The organism is Streptomyces solitudinis (assembly GCF_036323765.1).
In the GTDB taxonomy this organism is placed as follows: domain Bacteria; phylum Actinomycetota; class Actinomycetes; order Streptomycetales; family Streptomycetaceae; genus Streptomyces.
Genome location: NZ_JAZDCW010000001.1, coordinates 741141 through 759184 on the forward strand (window position 1 = coordinate 741141; position 18044 = coordinate 759184).

Sequence of the window (18044 nt, forward strand, 5' to 3'; positions counted from 1 at the left end):
GGGCGCGGGTGCGACCGCGACGGGAGATCACCTACCAGGACGAGGTACTGGCCGACGGCACGGTCCACCGCGCCTACGCCGACGGCCGCCGGGAGTGGCGCGAGCACGGTGCGGACGGCGTGGTCCGCTGGCGCGACGACGGCGGCGGCTCGGGCACCGACGAACCACTCGGCCGCCACCTGGTCAAACGGGTGCACGCCGACGGGCGGACGCTCTACGGCCGGGAGGCCGGGTACGGGCGCACGCTGTGGAGCAACGAGGTGCTGACCGTCAACCGCAGTTCCTTCGCCGGACGTACCGGCGTGGTGCTCGCCGCGCTCGGGGGCGGTGTGCTGGCCGGTGCGCTGGTCGCGCCGCCGGTGGCGCTGACCGAGGGGCAGGAGGAGGCGCTGCGCGAGGAGGCCCGCGCCCAGGCCGGCGGGGGCGGCTCCGCGGACACCGGCGGCACGGCGCCCCCGGAGGAGTACGACGACTGGGGCGGCGACGTCGGCTTCGACGACGGCGACTTCGGCTGACCCGGGCACCGCCGGCGGGGCGTCGGCGAACGGTCGCAGGACCGGCCCGCCGCGCGGGCGGACGAGTGGAGGGGAGAGGCACGATGGCCCGGTGGTGTGCGGTACTCACGGCGGACGATCCGGCCGGGCGGCTGGCGGCGACGGGGGCCGAGCCGGTGGCGGCCGGGGGGACGTACGCGCTCGGGCTGGTGCCCGCGCCGGGTGCGGCGGCCGGGCCGTGGCGGGCCGGTCAGCTCGTGGCCGTCGGCGAGGTGACCCTGTACGAGCCCGAGGCGCTGCGTGCCCGGCTGGGCGGCAGCGCCGCCGGGGTGCCGCCCGACTGCCCGCACGGTGAGCTGCTGCTGCGCTGGTACGCCCGCTTCGGCTCCGCGCGGCTGGCCGAGGCCGAGGGCATGTACGCGCTGGCCGTGGTGCGGGACCCGGGGCTGGTCGGCGGGCCCGCCGAACTCACCCTGATCCGGGACGCGGTGGGCGGCCGGACGCTCTTCCTCACCCGCACCGCCGACGGCACGTGGGCGGCCGCCACCGCGCTGCGCGCCCTGGCCCGGCTGCCGGGACTGCGCACGGGCCTGGACCTGGCCGCCGTGCGTTCCTTCCTCTCCTTCGCCTATCTGCCCGGCCGCCAGACGCTGCTGCGCGGGGTGGAGGAGGCGCTGCCCGGCCGTCGGCTGCGGCTGCGCGCCGACGGCAGCAGCCAGGAGGCGGTGTACTGGGAACCGGCCGAGGCCGACGACCCGCGCGGCCCGCAGGCCCACGCCGCCCGCCTGCGGGAACTGCTGGAGGAGGCCACCGCCCGGCGGCTGCCCGCAGGGGAGCCGGTGGGGGTGCTGCTCTCCGGCGGCATCGACAGCAGCCTGGTCACCGCGCTGGCCGCCCGCCGGCACGACCGCCCGGTGCGGACGTACTCCATCGGCTTCGACACCGAGACCCCCGACGAACTCGGCTACTCCGGGCTGGTCGCCGCGCACTGCGGCACCGGCCACCGGGTGCTCACCGTGTCCGGGCGCAGCGTCGCCGCCCGGTTGCCGGAGACCGTCGCGCTGCTGGACTGCCCGGTCGGCGACCCGCTCACCGTGCCCAACCTGCTCCTCGCGGAGGCGGTCGCCGCCGACGGCATGCGGGTGGTCCTCAACGGGGAGGGCGGCGACCCCGTCTTCGGCGGCCCGAAGAACCTGCCCATGCTCATCCACGAGCTGTACCGCCGGGAACCGGACGAGGAGGCCCGCGCCCGGGCGTACCTGGACTCCTACCGCAAGTGCCACGCCGACCTGCCGGTCCTGCTCACCCCCGAGGCGCAGGCCCGGGCGGCGGACGCGCCGCCGCTGACCGCGCCGCTGGCGCCCTACCTGCGCCAGGGCGCGATGCACAGCCTGCTCAACCAGCTCCTGCACACCAACCTGCGCACGAAGGGCGCCCACCACATCCTCGCCAAGGTGGAGCGGATCACCGCGGCCAGCGGACTGGAGGGACGGGCCCCGCTGTTCGACCGCGCGGTGGTGGACCACGCGTTCGCGGTGCCGCCGCGCTGGAAGCTGGCCGGGACGAGCGAGAAGTGGATCCTGAAGGAGGCGGTGCGCGACCTGCTGCCGGCCACCGTGGTGGACCGGCCCAAGAGCGGGATGCGGGTGCCGGTGCAGCAGTGGCTGCGCGGGCCGCTGCGCGAGCTGGCCGAGGAGCTGCTGTTCGGCCGTTCGGCCCGGGCGCGGGGGCTGTTCCGCACCGACACGCTGCGCGCCTGGACCCGGGGCGAGGGTCTGCTGCTGCCCCGCCACGGCGGGAAGCTCTGGCTCGTCCTCACCCTCGAACTCTGGCTCCGCGCCTACGAGGTGGGTCCCTGACCCCCGGGTGCGCCCAGGCGGCCCGGGTGGTTCAGCGGGCGCGGCGCGCGGCCCAGACGGTGCGTTCGGTGCGTACCGCGAGGTCCTCGCGGCGCAGGAGGCTGTGCGGGCCGCCGGTGTCGAGCAGCCGGTCGAGCGCGGCGAGGTCCTCGGCCGCGAGGGCGTCGGCTGCGCTGTCGCGGAGGCGCTGGAGGCTGCCGAGCGCGTAGCGGCCGACGGCGTCGTCGCCCGCTTTCTCGACGTGCACGGTGAGGGTGCGTTCCCCTTCGACGGTGAACCCGGCGGCGGTCAGCATCGGGCCCCAGTCGGCGCCGCGGTGGGGCAGGTGCGCGGCGTGGAGGCGGTCGCTCGCGGCGTGGCAGCGCTCCTCCAGGCCGGGCCGCTCCCGCGGGGCGTCCCCGGGCAGGAAACGGGGGGAGCCGGCCAGCTCGACGACGGCGAACAGGCCGCCGGGGGCGACAACGTCATGGACCCTGCGCAGCGCGTGCCCGGCGTCGGCCAGATGGTGCATCGACGCGGACGCCCACACCAGGTCAGGGGTGCCGAGGGCGGGCCACCGCGCGGCGTCCAGGTCCGCCTGCACGGTACGCACCCGCTCCGCCACGCCCTCGGCGCACGCCTTCTCGCGCAGGCGCCGGAGGTGTTCGGCCGAGGAGTCGACAGCGGTGACGTGCGCCTCGGGCCAGCGGGTGAGGAGGGCGAAGGTGCCGGCGCCTGTGCCGCAGCCCAGGTCCACGAGGTGGCGCGGGCTGGTCTCCAGGGGCAGCCACGCGGTGATGGAGGCGATGTGCCCGGCGAGGGTCTCGGCCTCCAGGTCGAGCATGTCCGCCTGGCCGTCCGTGCCGGCGGGGTGCTGGTGGGGGCGGTGAGAGGCGCCGTGGTGGGCCGGGCCGTGGTGGGCCGGGCGGGGGTGAGCGTGGGTCATGCTGCCACGTTAGGACGGCCGTGCCGCTGCGGCAGTACCGCTTCCACCTTCGGCAAGGCGAGGGCCCTCTGCCTGGCCGGAGGCGCAAGAAGCCAGGTCGGGGAGCGGGGCGTCCGGGCCGTCACGGGCGGCGGTCCGGGGCGGGCGCGTCGTCGCCGCGCTGGTGGCCGCGGCGGGCGTCGCGGTCGAAGATGCCCAGGATCTCGCAGGGGCCGCCTTCGGCGCCGATGGCGTGCGGGAGCATGGTGGGGAACTCCGCCGCCTGGTTGGTCTCGACGCGCAGGCGGCGGTGGCCCAGCAGGAGGACCGCGGTGCCGGACAGCACGACGAGCCATTCGCGGCCGGGGTGGGCGCGCATCCGCGCGGGGCTGTCGGGCGGCGGCTCGGTCATGCGCTGGCGCACGACGGTCAGGCCGGGTTCGGCCCTGACGGGCCAGCGCATCAGGCCGTGGGCGCCGTCGATCACCGGACTGGTGATGACGTCGTCGGTGGCGGTCTCCACCAACTGGTCCAAGGTGGTGTCCAGGGCGCGGGCGAGGGTGACGAGGCTGTCCAGCGCCAGGCGGCGCTGGCCGTTCTCGATGCGGCTCAGCGTGGACTGACTGAGCCGGGCACGGGATGCCAGCTCCTCCAGGGACCAGCCCTGCGCCACGCGCAGTGCGCGGATGCGTTTGCGTACCAGGCTGTCCAGCCCGCCATCGGGTTGCGTCATGGGCAACATGCTATGCCGTGTGGGCAAGACGCGCCCCGATGGCGGGGCGGGCGGCCCCGGCCGTGGTCAGCGCAGCGGTTCCTCCGCCACCGCGGCGGGTACGGAGATCCGCCAGGCGACGGCCCCGGCCGCGGCGAGCCCGGCGACGGCCAGGAAGCTGCTGACGAGGAAGGAATCGGCGCCGTCCAGGACGGGAGCGAATCCGATGCCGACGTAGAGCGTGATCCCGGTGGCACCGCCCAGCTGGTCGGCGGCCCCCTGGACGCCGGAGGCGAGGCCCGCGTCGTTCTCGGTCACCCCGGACACCGCGAGGTACTGGAGTCCGACGAGCCCGAGCCCCATCCCGGCGGCGACGAGCACCATGGCCGGAATCAGCGCCGGGCCACCGGCCCCGGCGTGCGAGACCAGGGCGATGGCGGCCATCGCCAGCACGGTGCAGCAGATCCCGGCCAGGACACAGGTGCGGGCACCCCACCGTCCGAGCAGCCGGGGAACCAGCACCGAGGCCACGATCAAGGACACCGCCAGGGGCAGCATCGTCAGACCGGCCTGGAGCGGGCCGGCGCCCAGCCGGTTCTGCAGGTAGTAGGTGAACAGCAGGAACGAGGTGGCCAGCGCCGCGCTCACCAAGGCGGTGGCCGCGCTGGCCAGGACGCGCGGGCGGTCGCGGAAGAACCGCAGCGTCACGAGCGGATTCCGCGCACGGCGCTCGACCCGGACGAACAGGGCCCCGGACACGGCCGCGCCAGCCAGCGCCACCGCCGGCCACCAGGGCAGCGTGCCGTCCCCCTCGCCCGCCTCGACGACAGCGAAGGTGAACAGCAGCGGAGCCGCCACCAGCAGGAGCGCACCGGGAAGGTCCTGGGACACCGGTCCGGCAGGCCGGTCGCCGGGCCCCAGGAGGACCGCCGCCACGCACACCACCAGGATGAACGGCACGGACACCAGGAAGACCCACCGCCAACCGAGCAGCTCGGCGATGAACCCGCAGACCACGAACCCGAGGACGAGGCCACAGCTCGCGACTGCCGCCCACACGCTCAACGCCCGTGACCTGTGCGGCCCTCCGGGGAACAGGAGCACGATCACCGCCATCGCGGCAGGAAGCGCGATCGCCTCACCGACCCCCTGGAGCAGCCGGGCCGCCACCAGCACGGCGAAGGAGGGGGCGAGCCCGGCCAGCAGGGACGCGGCACCGAAGAGAGCCGTGCCGAGCAGGAGGACGCGGCGCCTGCCGGACACGTCACCCAGCCGGCCGCCGAGCATCAGCAGCCCGCCACCGGTGATCGTTATCGAAAAGGGAGCCGTCCACAGCGAGGAAGGAACCCCCGTGTCCGCCCACTGCCAGCTCACCGGTGCCAAGCCGGGCTTCGGCAAGAGCATCTCCCACTCCCACCGGCGCACCCCGCGCCACTTCGACCCCAACATCCAGCGCAAGCGCTACTGGCTGCCGAGTGAGGGCCGCCACGTCCGGCTCACGCTGAGCACGAAGGGCATCAAGACCATCGACGTCATCGGTGTCGAGGCGGCCGTGGCCCGTATCCGGGCACGGGGCGGGAGGCCCTGATGGCGAAGAAGAGCAAGCTCGCGAAGAACGAGAAGCGCAGGGAGATCGTCGAGCGGTACGCGGTACGGCGCGCGGAGCTGAAGGAGACCATCCGCCGTCCGTCCACGACGGAGGCGGAGCGTGCCCTTGCCCTGGCCGAGCTGCGGCGCCAGCCGCGCGACGCGAGTGCCACCCGGGTGCGCAGCCGCGACGCCGTGGACGGCCGCCCGCGTGGCCACCTGCGGAAAGCGCGAGGCACCGTGATGACATTGGCCGGAAGCAGGCTTACCTATATCTACACCCACTGTAAAGGAGACGCGAAGCCGGTACCCGCTGTGCTCCTCACCCGCCCGTGGGCCGGGACCTCGCGCACATCGGAGAACGACGCGGACGAGCGGGCTGCGAAGCCGGGCGGCCCGGCCATCCGGTTTCGGCCCTTCCTGTCACGCTCGCGCTGAGCGTGCCTCCCCCCGTCGCGGCTCCCCCTATGCTTCTACTCGTTTGTAGAAGGATCGTGCGTGAGGCGAGCCCCACGCCTATGGAGGACCACACATGGCTTCGATCGACCTGGACAAGGTGCTGGACAAGGCATGGGCGGACAAGAGCCTGCCCGAGATCCTGGCTGCCCCCGTGGCCGCGCTGAAGGGCGTGTCAGACCGTGACGGTGAGCTGCTCCAGGAAGCGTTCGGAGTCAGGACCGTGGCGGACCTGGCAGAGCTGAAGTACGCCCGCTGGGCGCAGGCACTCGCCGCCCTCGACGGGACCAGGTAACCGGCCCGCGGTACGACCGTGGCGTCGCACGCTGCGGCGGGCGGCGCCACCACCTCACCAGAGGCCCCGGCAGCGCGCCACTGCCGGGACCGGCCGCCGGCCGCGCCACCGGCCTGCCCGGCCAGCACGCCTGGGCCCTGCCCTGGCGAAGGCCGCGGGAGAAGTCGCCGCGCCGGACGCGGGCGGTGAGCGAGTCGCCGCCGAAGGAGCCGTAACCGGTGGCGGACCAGACGCTGTGCTCCGCCGGAACCTGGAAGTACGGCACCTCACGGCCCTGGTAGCGGAGGATCAGCACCTCCGGCGCGCGGCGGGACCGGATCACACGCGCGCAGGCGGCGCAGGCAGAGACGCGCAGCGTCTGCCGGTACCCGACCGGACGCCACCCCGCCCGCTCCTGACCCCGGCCGTGTGACGGCAGGAAGAAGCAGAGCGGCAGACGCCCGGGCCGGCGCCGAGGTCCCCGGAGTACAGCGGCGGCATCGGGCCCCGGGCGTCGTCCGGCACCCGCCAGACGAACGGCGCGGCCACCGCGATCAGGACCGTGGCGGCCAGAGCGACGGGCGCGACCTGGCGGCGCAGGCCGGGGCCCACGCGGAGCTGCCAGGCCAGCAGCACGCCGAGCCCGAACAGCCCGGTCGGTACACCGGTGAACAGGGCGCCGACAGTGAGGCTCTGCAAGCCCCGGCCCTCCGCGGTGAAGGCGGCCAGCCAGGGCGCGGTCCTGCCCAGGCCGCCACCGCCGGTCATCCGGCGGAGCCTTCCCGCCGGCGGACCGCGCTCCGTGCCGAGCGCGGCGGCCCCTGCGGCGCGGTGCCGTCGGGACAGGCCGGGTGCGGGCGGGGTACGCGCATGCCGGGAGCGTACCGAACGGCTTCAGCCGCGCCGCAGAGGCGGGGAGTCCGCGCAGCTCGGCGTCCAACGCGGTGACCGGGCCCGGCCGGACGCGGTCGCCGGGCACCGGCGACGCTTGCTACCACGCCGGGCTGACCGGTGGGCCGTCCGCACCGGTTCAGAGGGGCGTCGCCGCGTGCAGGATGACGATCATGGTGACCGCGGAGTTCGCCGACGACATCGCCGACGCGGCGGTGCCCGCCGCCGCACCCCACGTGGCCAGCCCCACCGACGTGAACGCCGACGGCCAGCGGCGCGCCGCCGGTGCCGGTCCCAGCAGCGCCGCCACCCGGCGCGGGACCGGCCCCGGTGCCGCGAAGCCCGCGAACGTGGGCGCCGGGGCGCCATGCGACACGAGAGCGGCCTTGCCGATCGCGCGGGCCACCGTCCGGCGGTCGCCGACCGCGTGGGCCGCGTCCTCGTCCGCCCACCGCTCCGTCGTGTACGACACCGCCGTGCGCAGCGGCCAGAGGAACGGGTTGGCACGCGCGGCCAGTCGCACGGTGAGCAGGAAGCGGTGGTGCCGGGCTGCCAGATGCGCCCGCTCATGGGCGAACAGCGCACGACGCTCGGCGGGTTCGAGGCAGCCGAGCAGCGCCGTGGTCACCACCACGCGGCCCGGGCCGCTCCCGGGGAGCGCGTACGCGTACGGGAGGGCGTCGGGCAGGACGGCCACCCGCGTTCCCGGCAGGCCGGTCAGCGCGCGGTGGGCGCGGTGGCGCACGCGGCCGTGCCGCCACAGCAGGCGTCCGCAGGCGACGACCACCGCGACGAGCGCGGGGATGGCCGCCCTGCCGGCGACCTCGTCGTACGGGACCGCCTCCCGCACCTCCGCGTCGGACCACCCGTCGGGCAGCGGATTGCCGGGCAGCTGGGCGGTGCCGACCACCATGACCAGCCCCAGGCACACCGTGCTGCACACGGCCATGACCGCCGCCACCACCGTCAGCAGCCTGGTCGCGGCGCGTGGATGCAGATGCTGCTCCGCCAGGCGCGCGATCGGCCACGCCGTGAGCGGCAGGACCAGCGGGAGGAAGACGAAGACTCCCATGCGAGGTCAGCCTTCCCCGCCGGCCCGGGGTTCCCTTCCGCTCCGCGGTGAGGTCAGCAGCCCGCGCAGCAGCCGCTCGTCGTCCGGGCCGAGTCCGGTGACGAAGCGTGCCAGCACCGCTTCCCGGTCACTCTCGGCGTCCAGGACCTTGCGCATCTTCCGTGCGGCCAGGCCGGCCTGGTCCGACGCGGGTGTCCAGGCGAAGGACCGGCCCGCCCGCTCCCGGGTGACCATGCCCTTGGCCAGCAGGCGGGTCAGGATCGTGATGACCGTGGTGTAGGCGAGGTCCTCGCCCAGGCGCTCCTGCACCCAGCCCGCGGTCGCCGGGCCGTCGGCCTCACGCAGCGCCGCCAGGACCAGTGCCTCCAGCTCGCCCTGCCTCCGCCGCCGGGGGCGCTGCGGGTGGTCCACCATGCCCTGTCTCCCTTCCGCAGACGTCCGTTGCCCGGGCGGACATCGTATAGACACCCGGGCGCCGCGCCGCGGGACGGAGCGCCGCGGTCTGCGGGGCGCGTCAGCTCGTGGGGCGGCTTCCGGGGAGGAAGGTCACCTGGGGCGCGCCCGTGCGCGGATGGAGGACGACCTCGCTCGCCACCCCGTAGACCTCGGCCAGCAGCCGGGGGGTGAGGATCTCGGCGGGCGGGCCCGACGCGGTGACCCGCCCCTCGCACAGGACGTAGAGCCGGTCGCAGTAGTACGCGGCCAGGTTGAGGTCGTGCAGCGCCACCAGGACGGTGGCGGTCAGCCGCCGCAGCGCGCCGAGAACGTCCAGCTGGTGGCGTATGTCGAGGTGGTTGGTCGGCTCGTCGAGCACCAGGAGGGCAGGCCGCTGGGCGAGGGCGCGGGCGATGAGCACGCGCTGGCGTTCGCCGCCGGAGAGGAGGCCGAAGGAGCGGTCGGCCAGGCCGACGGCGTCCACCGCGGTGAGCGCGGACGCGATCACCGCGGCGTCCTCGGCGGTGTCGCCGGAGAGCAGCCGCTTGTGCGGAGTGCGGCCCATCGCGACGACCTCACGGACCGTGAGGTCGATGTCGGCGCCCGTCTCCTGGACCACCGCCGCGACGGTGCGGGCCAGCCGCCGCGCCGGCAGCGACCAGGTGTCGGCGCCGTCGACGCGGACCTGCCCGGCCGCGGGGCGCAGCACGCGGTAGACGGCGCGCAGCAGGCTGGACTTGCCGCTGCCGTTGGGGCCGACCAGGCCGATCACCTCACCCGGGCGGGCGGTCAGGGAGACGTCCTCCACCAGCCGGCGTGCTCCGGCGGTGAGGACGACGCCGTCCACGACGAGTTCGGCCGCGGTCATGCCACTCCTCGGTCGGTGTGCCGCCGGGCGTCCCGGCGCATCAGCCACAGGAAGAACGGGCCGCCGCACAGGGCCGTCAGCACGCCGACGGGGATCTCCATCGGCGCGGCGACGGTGCGGGCGGCGATGTCGGCCCAGATGAGGAAGACCGCTCCGCCGAGGGCGGCCGTCGGCAGCACCCGGCGGTGGTCGCCGCCGACGAAGAGGCGCACGATGTGCGGCAGCATCAGCCCGACGAAGCCGATGGGCCCGGCCGCCGCGACCAGCACGCCGGTGACGAGGGAGAGCAGGACGAACATGCGGGCGCGGAAGCGGGCCACGTCCAGCCCCAGCGTGGCCGCGGCCTCCTCGCCGGCCAGGAGCAGGTTCAGGTTGCGCGCCTGCACCAGGAGGACGGCGACGCCCAGCAGCAGGGCCGCGCTGGGCAGCCACAGGGTGCCCCAGCTGACGCCGCCGAGACCGCCGAGGGTCCAGGCGAGGACCGCGCGGGCCTCATTGCCCCGGCCGGTGGTGAGCAGGAGCAGGTTCAGCACCGCGGTGAGGACCGACGCGACGGCCACGCCGGACAGGATGAGCCGGACCGACGTGATCCGGCCGCCGGTACGGGCCGTGGCGTACACGAGCAGCAGCGCGCCGAGCGCGCCCGCGAAGGCGGCCGCCGGGAGGGACACCGGTCCGAACAGGGTCACACCGGACACGATCACCACGACCGCACCGAGGGACGCGCCGGAGGACACCCCCAGCAGGTACGGCTCGGCGAGCGGGTTGCGGACCAGGGCCTGCATGGCGGTTCCCACCACCGCGAGCCCGGCGCCGGTGACGGCACCGAGCAGCACGCGCGGGGCCCGCACGTCCAGCACGATGGTCTCCCGCGCCCGGGACCAGCCGGGCTCCGCCCCGTCGGCACCCAGCGCGTGGGTGACGATCCCCCACACCTGCCCGGGCGGCACGTGCACCGAGCCGATGGCCAGGCCGACGGTGGCCGATGACACCAGCAGGGCCGTGAGGACGAGCAGCGTGACGGCCAGGGGCCACCGGCCGGTCCGCCGCCGGCCCGGGGACGGGTGGCGGACGGGGGCCCGGGACCGCTGGTCCGTGGCGGGAGCCGTCACCGGAAGCTTTCGGGGTGCAGCCCGCGGGCCAGGTCCCCGACCGTGTACGCCGAGCGGATGCCGACCAGCGTCGCGGTCAGCGGAAGGACGACGAACCGCTGGTTCCGGATGGCGGGCACCTCGGCGAGGGCGGGCTGGGAGAGCAGGAACTCCTTCTTCTGCTCGACGCTTCCGGCGCCGGGGTAGTCGTAGACGGCGATGACCTCGGGCTCGCGTTCGACGACCTGCTCCCAGGAGACGTCACCGAAGACCTCGTCGAGGTCGGCGAAGACGTTCCGGCCTCCGGCCAGCCGGATCAGCTCGGTGCCCAGGCTCCTGCCGCCCGCGGTGTAGGCGGCCCTGTCGCCGCTGTTGTACACGAAGACGGGCACGGCGGCCTTGCCTTCGACGGCTGCGGTGGCCTCACCGACCCGTCCCCGGAGCTCGGCGACCAGCTCGTCGGCACGGTCGGAGACGCCGAAGACCGCGCCGACGGTGTGGATTTCTGCGTAGACGTCCTCCATCGTCACCTGCTCCTGTCCGCAGTACTCGCGGTTGAGGTGGGTGTCGATGCCGGCGTCGGCGAACGCCTCGCGGGAGCGGCCCTCGTTCTCGGCGAACGCGCTGCCGTAGCCGCCGTAGACAAGGTCGGGCCCGGCTTCCAGGACGGTCTCGAACGACGGTTCCCTGGGGGCCAGTTCCGGGATCGCCTCGTAGTCCTCCCGCAGCTCGGGCAGGACGGCCGAGTCGGGGAAGGCGGTGCCGACCATGCGGTCCTTCAGCCCGAGGGCCAGCAGCAGCTCCGTCGGGTGCTGGTGGATGGTGACCACCCGCGACGGCGGCTGCTCGTAGGTCGTGGTCACACCGCAGTTGTCGACCGTGACGGGGAAGCCCCCGGACGACGAGACCGCGGGCCCCGCGCTCCGGGCCGGGCCGCCGGCGTCGTCGGACGTGCCGCAGCCGGCGGTCAGGAGGGCCGACAGGGCGACGGCCGCTGCCGCGGGGCATAAAGCGCGCCGGCGCCGCCGGGCGGGGGAGAGAAAACGGAGACGCGCATGGGCGGTGGACACGTGAAGCCTCCTGGGGAGTCCGCGCTCCTCGGACCGGGCCCGCGACGAGCCAGTGTCCTGACTCCCGGATCGACGTTCCCCCTGCCTTCCCGCGCGGCGCGCAGTGGCATGCGAAGGGTTCCACTCCCCGGTCACAGTGGCGGGACCGCGCCGGACTCGCACCGGCTTCCTGTCTCCCGTCGCGGTGATGACCTGGTGATAGTACGTTTCCTCGCATCGAAGGCATAGGGCGTGCCGACCGGGCCGTACGCCCCGCGCCCGGGCTCGCCCCTCCCGTCCCCGACCGCGACGCACCGCGCGTGGTACCCGGGGCGTGCCGGGCGCGCAACGCGTCGTGCGGGCGCCCGCACGCCCGAAGACCTGCCCGCCCCCGCGCACCTCGCGGCGACACGGCGGGGCCCGGTCCGAGCCGGGTGCCCGCGGCGGTCAACCCTCCGGTAGCGTCAAGGTATGAGTCATCCGCATCCCGAACTGAAGCCCGCGAAACCTCTGCCCGAGGGAGGTCTGAGGGTGGTCGCCCTGGGCGGCCTGGGGGAGATCGGCCGCAACATGACCGTCTTCGAGCATGCGGGCAAGCTGCTCATCGTCGACTGCGGCGTGCTGTTCCCCGAGGAGAACCAGCCCGGCGTGGACGTGATCCTGCCGGACTTCACCTCGATCCGCGACCGGCTGGACGACGTCGTCGCCGTGGTGCTGACCCACGGCCACGAGGACCACATCGGCGGCGTCCCCTACCTGCTGCGCGAACGCCCCGACATCCCCGTCGTCGGCTCGAAGCTGACACTGGCCTTCCTGGAGGCGAAGCTCAAGGAACACGGCATCAAACCGCGCACCGCGCGGGTGCGGGAGGGCGACCGCCGCGGTTTCGGCCCGTTCGACTGCGAGTTCGTGGCGGTCAACCACTCCATTCCGGACAGTCTCGCGGTCGCGATCCGCACCCGGGCCGGGATGGTCCTGCACACCGGTGACTTCAAGATGGACCAGTTCCCGCTGGACGAGCGCATCACCGACCTGCGCGCCTTCGCCCGCCTCGGCGAGGAGGGCGTCGATCTGTTCCTGACCGACTCCACCAACGCCGAGGTGCCCGGCTTCACCACCTCCGAACGGGACCTGAACCCGGCGATCGAGCAGGTGATGCGCACCGCCCCGCGGCGCGTCATCGTCTCCAGCTTCGCCAGCCACGTGCACCGCATCCAGCAGGTGCTGGACGCGGCCCACCAGCACGGCCGCAAGGTCGCCTTCGTGGGCAGGTCGATGGTCCGCAACATGGGCATCGCCCGGGACCTGGGCTACCTGCGCGTGCCGTCCGGCCTGGTCGTGAGCCTCAAGGAACTGGAGAAGCTGCCGGACAGCAAGGTGACCCTGGTGTGCACCGGTTCGCAGGGTGAGCCGATGGCCGCGCTCTCCCGCATGGCCAACCGGGACCACACGATCCGGGTCGGCAAGGGCGACACCGTCCTGCTGGCCAGCTCCCTGATCCCGGGCAACGAGAACGCGATCTACCGGGTCATCAACGGCCTGACCCGGTGGGGCGCCAACGTCGTCCACAAGGGCAACGCCAAGGTGCACGTCTCCGGGCACGCCAGCGCCGGGGAACTCGTCTACTGCTACAACATCGTCAGGCCCCGCAACGTCATGCCCGTGCACGGCGAGTGGCGCCACCTGAGGGCCAACGCCGACCTGGCCATCCAGACCGGGGTCGCTCCCGAGCGGGTCGTCATCGCCGAGGACGGCGTGGTGGTGGACCTGGTGGACGGCCGTGCCTCGATCACCGGGAAGGTACCGGCGGGCAACGTCTACGTGGACGGCATGACGGTCGGCGGTGCCACCGAGGCGTCGCTGAAGGACCGCGTCGCCCTCGCGGAGGAGGGCGTGGTCACGGTGGTGGCGATCGTCGACGCCGACACCGGTGCCCTCGCCGAGGCCCCCGACTTCCTGGCCCGCGGTTTCGTGCACGACGACGCCACCTTCGAGCCGGTCGTCCCGGTGATCGAGAAGACGCTGGCCAAGGCGGCGGAGGAGGGCGTCGGGGACGCCCACCAGCTCGAACAGCTCATCGCCCGCGCCGTCGCCTCCTGGGCGTTCCGGACACACCGCCGCAAGCCCCTCATCATTCCGGTGATCATCGACGCCTGACCGCCCCGGCCCGGCCCGGGGAGTCCGTCCCGCCCGCCCCCCGCCGTCCCGGCGGGCGGGACGGGCGGATCAGTGGGCGGAGAGTTCGCCTGCGAGCTTGTCGTGCATCTCGGCGCTGGGCCGGTTCAGGCCGGTGATGGTGACCTTCTTGCCGCGCGAGGCGTACTTGGTCTCGATGGCGTCGAGTGCGGCGACGGAGGAGGCGTCCCAGATGTGCGCCCCGGAGAGGTCGATGACCACGTCGTCCGGATCGCCCGCGTAGTCGAACTGGTAGACGAGGTCGTTGGAGCTGGCGAAGAACAGCTCACCGGTGACGGCGTAGACGGCCTGTGTGCCGTCCGGGTCGGTGACGCCGGTGACCTCGGCGAGGTGGGCGACGCGGCGGGCGAAGGCCACCATCGCCGTGATGACGCCGACGATGACGCCGATGGCCAGGTTGTGGGTGACCACGACGACGGCGACGGTGACGGCCATGACCACGGTCTCGCTGACCGGCATCCGCTTCAGCGTCCTGGGCTGGACGGAGTGCCAGTCGAAGGTGGCGACCGAGACGAGGATCATGACGGCGACCAGGGCGGCCATCGGGATGTCGGAGACGACCGGGCCGAACGCGATGCACAGCACCATGAGGAAGGCGCCGGCGAGGAAGGTGGACAGGCGGGTGCGGGCGCCGGACGCCTTCACGTTGATCATGGTCTGGCCGATCATGGCGCAGCCGCCCATGCCGCCGAAGAAGCCGGTGACGATGTTGGCGACGCCCTGGCCGATCGACTCGCGCGTCTTGTTCGAGTGCGTGTCGGTGATGTCGTCCACGAGCTTGGCCGTCATCAGGGACTCCATCAGGCCGACCAGCGCGAAGGCGAAGGCGTAGGGCGCGATGATCCCCAGCGCCTCCAGCGTCAGCGGCATGTCCGGCAGGCCCGGCACGGGCAGCGAGGAGGGCAGCTCGCCCTTGTCGCCGACGGTGGGGACGGCGATGGCGGCGGCGACGGTGATGAGGGTGAGGACGACGATGGAGACCAGCGGCGCGGGGACGGCCTTGGTGACCCTGGGGAAGAGCACCATCAGGGCGAGGCCGCCGACGACGAGCGGGTAGACGGCGAACGGCACGTCCCGCAGCTCGGGAACCTGGGCCAGGAAGATGAGGATGGCCAGCGCGTTGACGAAGCCGACCATCACCGAGCGCGGCACGAACCGCATGAGCCTCGCCACACCCAGGGCGCCGAGGACGACCTGGATGAGGCCGCCGAGGATGACGGCGCCGATGAGGTAGCCGAGTCCGTACTCGTGGTTCAGCGGCGCGATGACCAGGGCTATCGCGCCCGTGGCGGCGGAGATCATCGCCTTGCGGCCGCCGACGAGCGAGATGACGACGGCCATCGTGAACGACGCGAACAGGCCGACGGCCGGGTCGACCCCGGCGATGATCGAGAAGGAGATCGCCTCGGGAATCAGGGCGAGGGCGACGACGAGACCGGCCAGCACCTCGGTGCGGAACACCTTCACGGAGGCGAGGAAGTCAGGTCGGGACAAGCGCGGCTTGCGCACCGCGGGCAGCGTCGAGGACATGCAACCGTTTCTGCGTCGGGCGCGCAGGGAACGGCTGCGCGCGTTTCATCGCGTCGGGGCAGCGGCCCCTGGGCGAGGGCCGTGCGGGCGGCTCTGAGGGCCGGCCGGGCATCGTCGCCCGGAAGTCCGTGGATGCCGCGGAGCCCCGGGCGGGGGCCGCCTCGCGGCGTCGGTGGCCGTGCTGCCGGTGCACGGCGGTGCGGCCACGCAGGAAACTCTACCCTGACGTAAGGGCAGAGAGCGCCTCGGCGGCTGTGAATCCCAGGTGAACAGACACGAGGAGCTTGTGATGCGTGACACGTGGGGTCCCGGGGTGCGGGGATCGTGGCGTGCGCCGTCCATGGCGTGAGGCTCAACCGGCCCGGCCCGCCCCTCGGGGGTCGACCGGTGTGAGGACTCCCAGCCGGTCCTCGATCGCCTGGGCCGCGTCCAGGCACAGGTCCTCCCGGAACGCGCGCCCGACGAGCTGGACTCCGCAGGGGAGCCCGTCGGCCACCCCGGTCGGTACGGCCACGCCGGGCACGCCCACGAAGCTGGTCACGGTGCACAGGCGCATGCCCGACCCGACACGCTCCCGCCCTGACCTGTCACGCGACTCCAGTCCTGGCTCGACCGGTGGCTCGGTGAAGACGGGGCCGAGCAGCAGCGGGTACTGGTCGAGGAACCGCGCCCATGAGCGGCGGATGCTCATCCAGGTGCCCATCAGCGTCATGAACTCCTCCACGCTCGCGGGCGGGCTCTGCTCCATCGCCATCCCGATGTAGCGGTCCCCGCCGTCGCCGAGCAGTCCGCGCACCACCGGCCAGGTGGGGGCGAACTCGGTCACGGTGATCCGGCCGTACGCCGCGAGGGCCTCGTCCAGCCGCGGTACGTCCTGCTCCTCGCGCACGTCGTATCCGGCGTCGCGGAGCGCGTCAGCCGCGGTCGCGACGGCTCCGCGAACCGTGGGGTGGACACCGTGCCCGCCAGGGTCCGCCACGACCGCGACCTTCACACGTCCGGGAAGCGGTTCACCGTAGGCGGGCACCGGCACGGCGCGGGGGTCTCGCGGATCGGTCCCGGCCAGCGCTTCGTAGGCCAGCCGCAGGTCGCCCACGGTCCGGGCCAGCGGGCCGTCGGTGACCAGGATCTGCGACGCCGGGCCGGGGTCGTCCGGGCCCAGAACGCGGTGGTCGGTGGGGAACCGGCCCGTGGACGGCTTCAGCCCGGCCACACCGCAGAACTGGGCCGGGACGCGCACTGACCCGCCCGCGTCGTTGCCCAGCCCGAGCGCCGCCATACCCGTGGCGACGGCCACCGCGTCACCTCCGCTGGAGCCGCCCGGGGTCCGGCTGCCGTCCCACGGGTTGACCGTGTCGCCGAACAGCTCGCTGCGCGTGTGCATCCCCGCCAGGATCAGGGTGGGGATGTTGCTGTGCCCGACGGGGACGGCTCCGGCTGCGCGCAGCCGTGCCACCGGGGGCGCGTCGGCCGGGGCCACCAGATCACGGAAGCGCTCCGTGCCGAACGTGGTCGGCACGCCTTCGACGGCGATGCTCTCCTTCACCGTGAAGGGCACGCCCGCCAGCGGTCCCAGTGTTTCGCCGGCGGCCCGCCGGCGGTCCACCTGGGCCGCGGCCTCACGCGCGCGCTCCGCGAGGAGCTGCGTGACCGCGTTCACCCGTGGATTGACCTCGGCGATGCGGTCCAGGTGACTGTCGATCAGTTCAGCAGCTGAGACTTCCGCGCCGCGCACAGCCGCCGCCTGTGCGGCGGCTGGCATCTTCCACAGGGCGTCCTGCATGGCTTCGCCTTCCTCGTCCACGTAGCGATGCGCTTGCATCGGAACCGTATCCCAGAACCGATACGCACGCATCGAATAAAGTGCACCGCGGAACGGGCCGCCATGAGACAGGGAGATGACCGCACATGCCCAGGCAGGTGGATCACGTGAGCCGACGCCGCCACATCGCCGAGGCCGTGTGCCGCCTCGCCGACGAACGCGGCCTGGAGGGCGTGACCCTTCGTGACGTCGCCGCCCGCGCGCAGGTGTCGATGGGCGCGGTCCAGCGCTGCTTCCGCACCAAGGAAGAGATGCTCGTGTTCGCTCTCGGGCACATCAGCGAGCGCGTCAGCCAGCGCGTACAGGCCCGCCTCGTCAGGAGCCCGGCCCAGTCAGCGGGCACCGCCCTGGGCCACGCGGCCACCGAGATCTCACTGCTCCGGGAGGAGCACCGCGCCGAGGCCAGGGTCTGGCTCGCCTTCCTCGCCCAGGCAGCTGTGAGCAAGGCGCTCGCCAGGACGCTGACGGAGAACTACGCCGCCACACAGGAGGCGTTCACCCGCCTCATCGCGGAAGCCGGTGAGGCCGCCGACCGCGCCGTGCCCCTCGATCCGGAACGCGAGGCCCGCACACTCCTCGCCCTCGCGGACGGCCTCACCGCGCACGTCCTCATCGGCCACCTCGCCCCGCACGAGGCACACGACGTCCTCCACGCGCACCTGGCCGGCCTCTGGGAGTAACGGCCCGCCTCCGCACGCCCGTCCAGCCTCCCGAACCGCCCCAGCCTGCTCAGACCCACCGTCCGCCACCGGAGTCGCCGCCCCGGGCCGACGGCTGCGCACGCGCGCGGAGAGTTCCCCGGAG

The 18044-nt window shown here is 73.9% G+C and carries 16 protein-coding genes, 2 pseudogenes and 1 riboswitch; of the genes and pseudogenes, 7 read left to right on the plus strand and 11 right to left on the minus strand.

Annotation, left to right across the window (positions count from 1 at the left end; all coding sequences use genetic code 11):
- The first annotated feature begins 8 nt into the window (after nt 1–8).
- Both V1J52_RS03075 and V1J52_RS03080 read left to right on the plus strand, forming a co-directional pair.
- Complete coding sequence (locus V1J52_RS03075; RefSeq protein ID WP_330137956.1) at nt 9–515, plus strand: hypothetical protein; 507 nt, start codon at nt 9–11, stop codon at nt 513–515.
- A gap of 83 nt (nt 516–598) precedes the next feature.
- Nucleotides 599–2353 carry an asparagine synthetase B family protein gene (locus tag V1J52_RS03080; RefSeq protein WP_330137957.1) on the plus strand — a complete coding sequence of 585 codons (1755 nt, stop codon included), beginning with the start codon at nt 599–601 and terminating at the stop codon, nt 2351–2353.
- Nucleotides 2354–2384: 31 nt separating this feature from the next.
- On the opposite strand, the gene V1J52_RS03085 is transcribed toward V1J52_RS03080, so the two are convergent.
- From V1J52_RS03085 to V1J52_RS03095, 3 genes and pseudogenes are all read right to left on the minus strand, one after another.
- Nucleotides 2385–3278 carry a class I SAM-dependent methyltransferase gene (locus tag V1J52_RS03085; RefSeq protein WP_443075694.1) on the minus strand — a complete coding sequence of 298 codons (894 nt, stop codon included), beginning with the start codon at nt 3276–3278 and terminating at the stop codon, nt 2385–2387.
- A gap of 121 nt (nt 3279–3399) precedes the next feature.
- The gene (locus V1J52_RS03090) at nt 3400–3990 is read right to left on the minus strand and encodes a helix-turn-helix domain-containing protein (RefSeq protein WP_443075695.1); all 591 of its coding nucleotides are present in this window, start codon (nt 3988–3990) and stop codon (nt 3400–3402) included.
- A 66-nt stretch (nt 3991–4056) separates the two neighbouring features.
- A pseudogene (locus V1J52_RS03095) lies at nt 4057–5280 on the minus strand (MFS transporter); the annotation flags it as partial.
- Nucleotides 5281–5320: 40 nt separating this feature from the next.
- Between V1J52_RS03095 and rpmB the strand changes: the two are divergent.
- The 3 genes and pseudogenes from rpmB (at nt 5321) to V1J52_RS03110 (ending at nt 6307) form a co-directional block, all read left to right on the plus strand.
- Nucleotides 5321–5557 carry a 50S ribosomal protein L28 gene (gene rpmB, locus V1J52_RS03100; protein ID WP_330137959.1) on the plus strand — a complete coding sequence of 79 codons (237 nt, stop codon included), beginning with the start codon at nt 5321–5323 and terminating at the stop codon, nt 5555–5557.
- Nucleotides 5557–5781 (plus strand): annotated as a pseudogene (locus V1J52_RS03105) (uS14 family ribosomal protein); the annotation flags it as partial. The gene rpmB and the pseudogene V1J52_RS03105, both read left to right, overlap by 1 nt.
- A gap of 307 nt (nt 5782–6088) precedes the next feature.
- Complete coding sequence (locus V1J52_RS03110; protein ID WP_330137960.1) at nt 6089–6307, plus strand: hypothetical protein; 219 nt, start codon at nt 6089–6091, stop codon at nt 6305–6307.
- Nucleotides 6308–6625: 318 nt separating this feature from the next.
- Here V1J52_RS03110 and V1J52_RS03120 read toward each other — a convergent pair whose 3' ends face one another.
- From V1J52_RS03120 to V1J52_RS03145, 6 genes are all read right to left on the minus strand, one after another.
- Nucleotides 6626–7054: a hypothetical protein gene (locus V1J52_RS03120; RefSeq protein WP_330138122.1), complete on the minus strand. Its 429-nt coding sequence runs from the start codon at nt 7052–7054 to the stop codon at nt 6626–6628.
- Between the two features lie 262 nt (nt 7055–7316).
- The gene (locus V1J52_RS03125; RefSeq protein WP_330137961.1) at nt 7317–8249 is read right to left on the minus strand and encodes a M56 family metallopeptidase; all 933 of its coding nucleotides are present in this window, start codon (nt 8247–8249) and stop codon (nt 7317–7319) included.
- 6 nt (nt 8250–8255) lie between these two features.
- On the minus strand, nt 8256–8663 hold the full coding sequence (locus V1J52_RS03130; RefSeq protein WP_330137962.1) for a BlaI/MecI/CopY family transcriptional regulator: 408 nt from the start codon (nt 8661–8663) through the stop codon (nt 8256–8258).
- Between the two features lie 100 nt (nt 8664–8763).
- On the minus strand, nt 8764–9552 hold the full coding sequence (locus V1J52_RS03135) for an ABC transporter ATP-binding protein (RefSeq protein ID WP_330137963.1): 789 nt from the start codon (nt 9550–9552) through the stop codon (nt 8764–8766).
- Nucleotides 9549–10664 carry a FecCD family ABC transporter permease gene (locus V1J52_RS03140; protein ID WP_330137964.1) on the minus strand — a complete coding sequence of 372 codons (1116 nt, stop codon included), beginning with the start codon at nt 10662–10664 and terminating at the stop codon, nt 9549–9551. Before V1J52_RS03140 ends, V1J52_RS03135 begins: the two co-directional genes overlap by 4 nt.
- Entirely contained in the window at nt 10661–11713 is a 1053-nt protein-coding gene (locus V1J52_RS03145) for an ABC transporter substrate-binding protein (protein ID WP_443075697.1), read from the minus strand. The genes V1J52_RS03140 and V1J52_RS03145 overlap by 4 nt, the downstream gene beginning before the upstream one ends.
- A 30-nt stretch (nt 11714–11743) precedes the next feature.
- Nucleotides 11744–11924: riboswitch (cobalamin riboswitch) on the minus strand.
- A gap of 239 nt (nt 11925–12163) precedes the next feature.
- Between V1J52_RS03145 and V1J52_RS03150 the strand changes: the two genes are divergently transcribed.
- Complete coding sequence (locus V1J52_RS03150; protein ID WP_330137965.1) at nt 12164–13849, plus strand: ribonuclease J; 1686 nt, start codon at nt 12164–12166, stop codon at nt 13847–13849.
- Nucleotides 13850–13918: 69 nt separating this feature from the next.
- On the opposite strand, the gene V1J52_RS03155 is transcribed toward V1J52_RS03150, so the two are convergent.
- Nucleotides 13919–15418, minus strand: a complete 1500-nt coding sequence (locus tag V1J52_RS03155) for a SulP family inorganic anion transporter (RefSeq protein ID WP_330137966.1) — start codon at nt 15416–15418, stop codon at nt 13919–13921.
- 352 nt (nt 15419–15770) lie between these two features.
- Complete coding sequence (locus tag V1J52_RS03160; protein WP_330138110.1) at nt 15771–17201, minus strand: amidase; 1431 nt, start codon at nt 17199–17201, stop codon at nt 15771–15773.
- 125 nt (nt 17202–17326) lie between these two features.
- Here V1J52_RS03160 and V1J52_RS03165 point away from each other — a divergent pair, with 125 nt between their 5' ends.
- The gene (locus V1J52_RS03165; RefSeq protein WP_330137967.1) at nt 17327–17920 is read left to right on the plus strand and encodes a TetR/AcrR family transcriptional regulator; all 594 of its coding nucleotides are present in this window, start codon (nt 17327–17329) and stop codon (nt 17918–17920) included.
- The last annotated feature ends 124 nt before the right edge of the window (nt 17921–18044 follow it).

What these genes read in the sequence shown, in the direction of transcription:
- V1J52_RS03080 (WP_330137957.1), top strand. Translation starts at nt 599, where the DNA reads ATGGCCCGGTGGTGTGCGGTACTCACGGCGGACGATCCGGCCGGGCGG.
- V1J52_RS03085 (WP_443075694.1), bottom strand. Translation starts at nt 3,278, where the DNA reads ATGACCCACGCTCACCCCCGCCCGGCCCACCACGGCCCGGCCCACCAC.
- V1J52_RS03090 (WP_443075695.1), bottom strand. Translation starts at nt 3,990, where the DNA reads ATGACGCAACCCGATGGCGGGCTGGACAGCCTGGTACGCAAACGCATC.
- V1J52_RS03110 (WP_330137960.1), top strand. Translation starts at nt 6,089, where the DNA reads ATGGCTTCGATCGACCTGGACAAGGTGCTGGACAAGGCATGGGCGGAC.
- V1J52_RS03120 (WP_330138122.1), bottom strand. Translation starts at nt 7,054, where the DNA reads ATGACCGGCGGTGGCGGCCTGGGCAGGACCGCGCCCTGGCTGGCCGCC.
- V1J52_RS03125 (WP_330137961.1), bottom strand. Translation starts at nt 8,249, where the DNA reads ATGGGAGTCTTCGTCTTCCTCCCGCTGGTCCTGCCGCTCACGGCGTGG.
- V1J52_RS03130 (WP_330137962.1), bottom strand. Translation starts at nt 8,663, where the DNA reads ATGGTGGACCACCCGCAGCGCCCCCGGCGGCGGAGGCAGGGCGAGCTG.
- V1J52_RS03135 (WP_330137963.1), bottom strand. Translation starts at nt 9,552, where the DNA reads ATGACCGCGGCCGAACTCGTCGTGGACGGCGTCGTCCTCACCGCCGGA.
- V1J52_RS03150 (WP_330137965.1), top strand. Translation starts at nt 12,164, where the DNA reads ATGAGTCATCCGCATCCCGAACTGAAGCCCGCGAAACCTCTGCCCGAG.
- V1J52_RS03155 (WP_330137966.1), bottom strand. Translation starts at nt 15,418, where the DNA reads ATGTCCTCGACGCTGCCCGCGGTGCGCAAGCCGCGCTTGTCCCGACCT.
- V1J52_RS03160 (WP_330138110.1), bottom strand. Translation starts at nt 17,201, where the DNA reads ATGCAGGACGCCCTGTGGAAGATGCCAGCCGCCGCACAGGCGGCGGCT.
- V1J52_RS03165 (WP_330137967.1), top strand. Translation starts at nt 17,327, where the DNA reads ATGCCCAGGCAGGTGGATCACGTGAGCCGACGCCGCCACATCGCCGAG.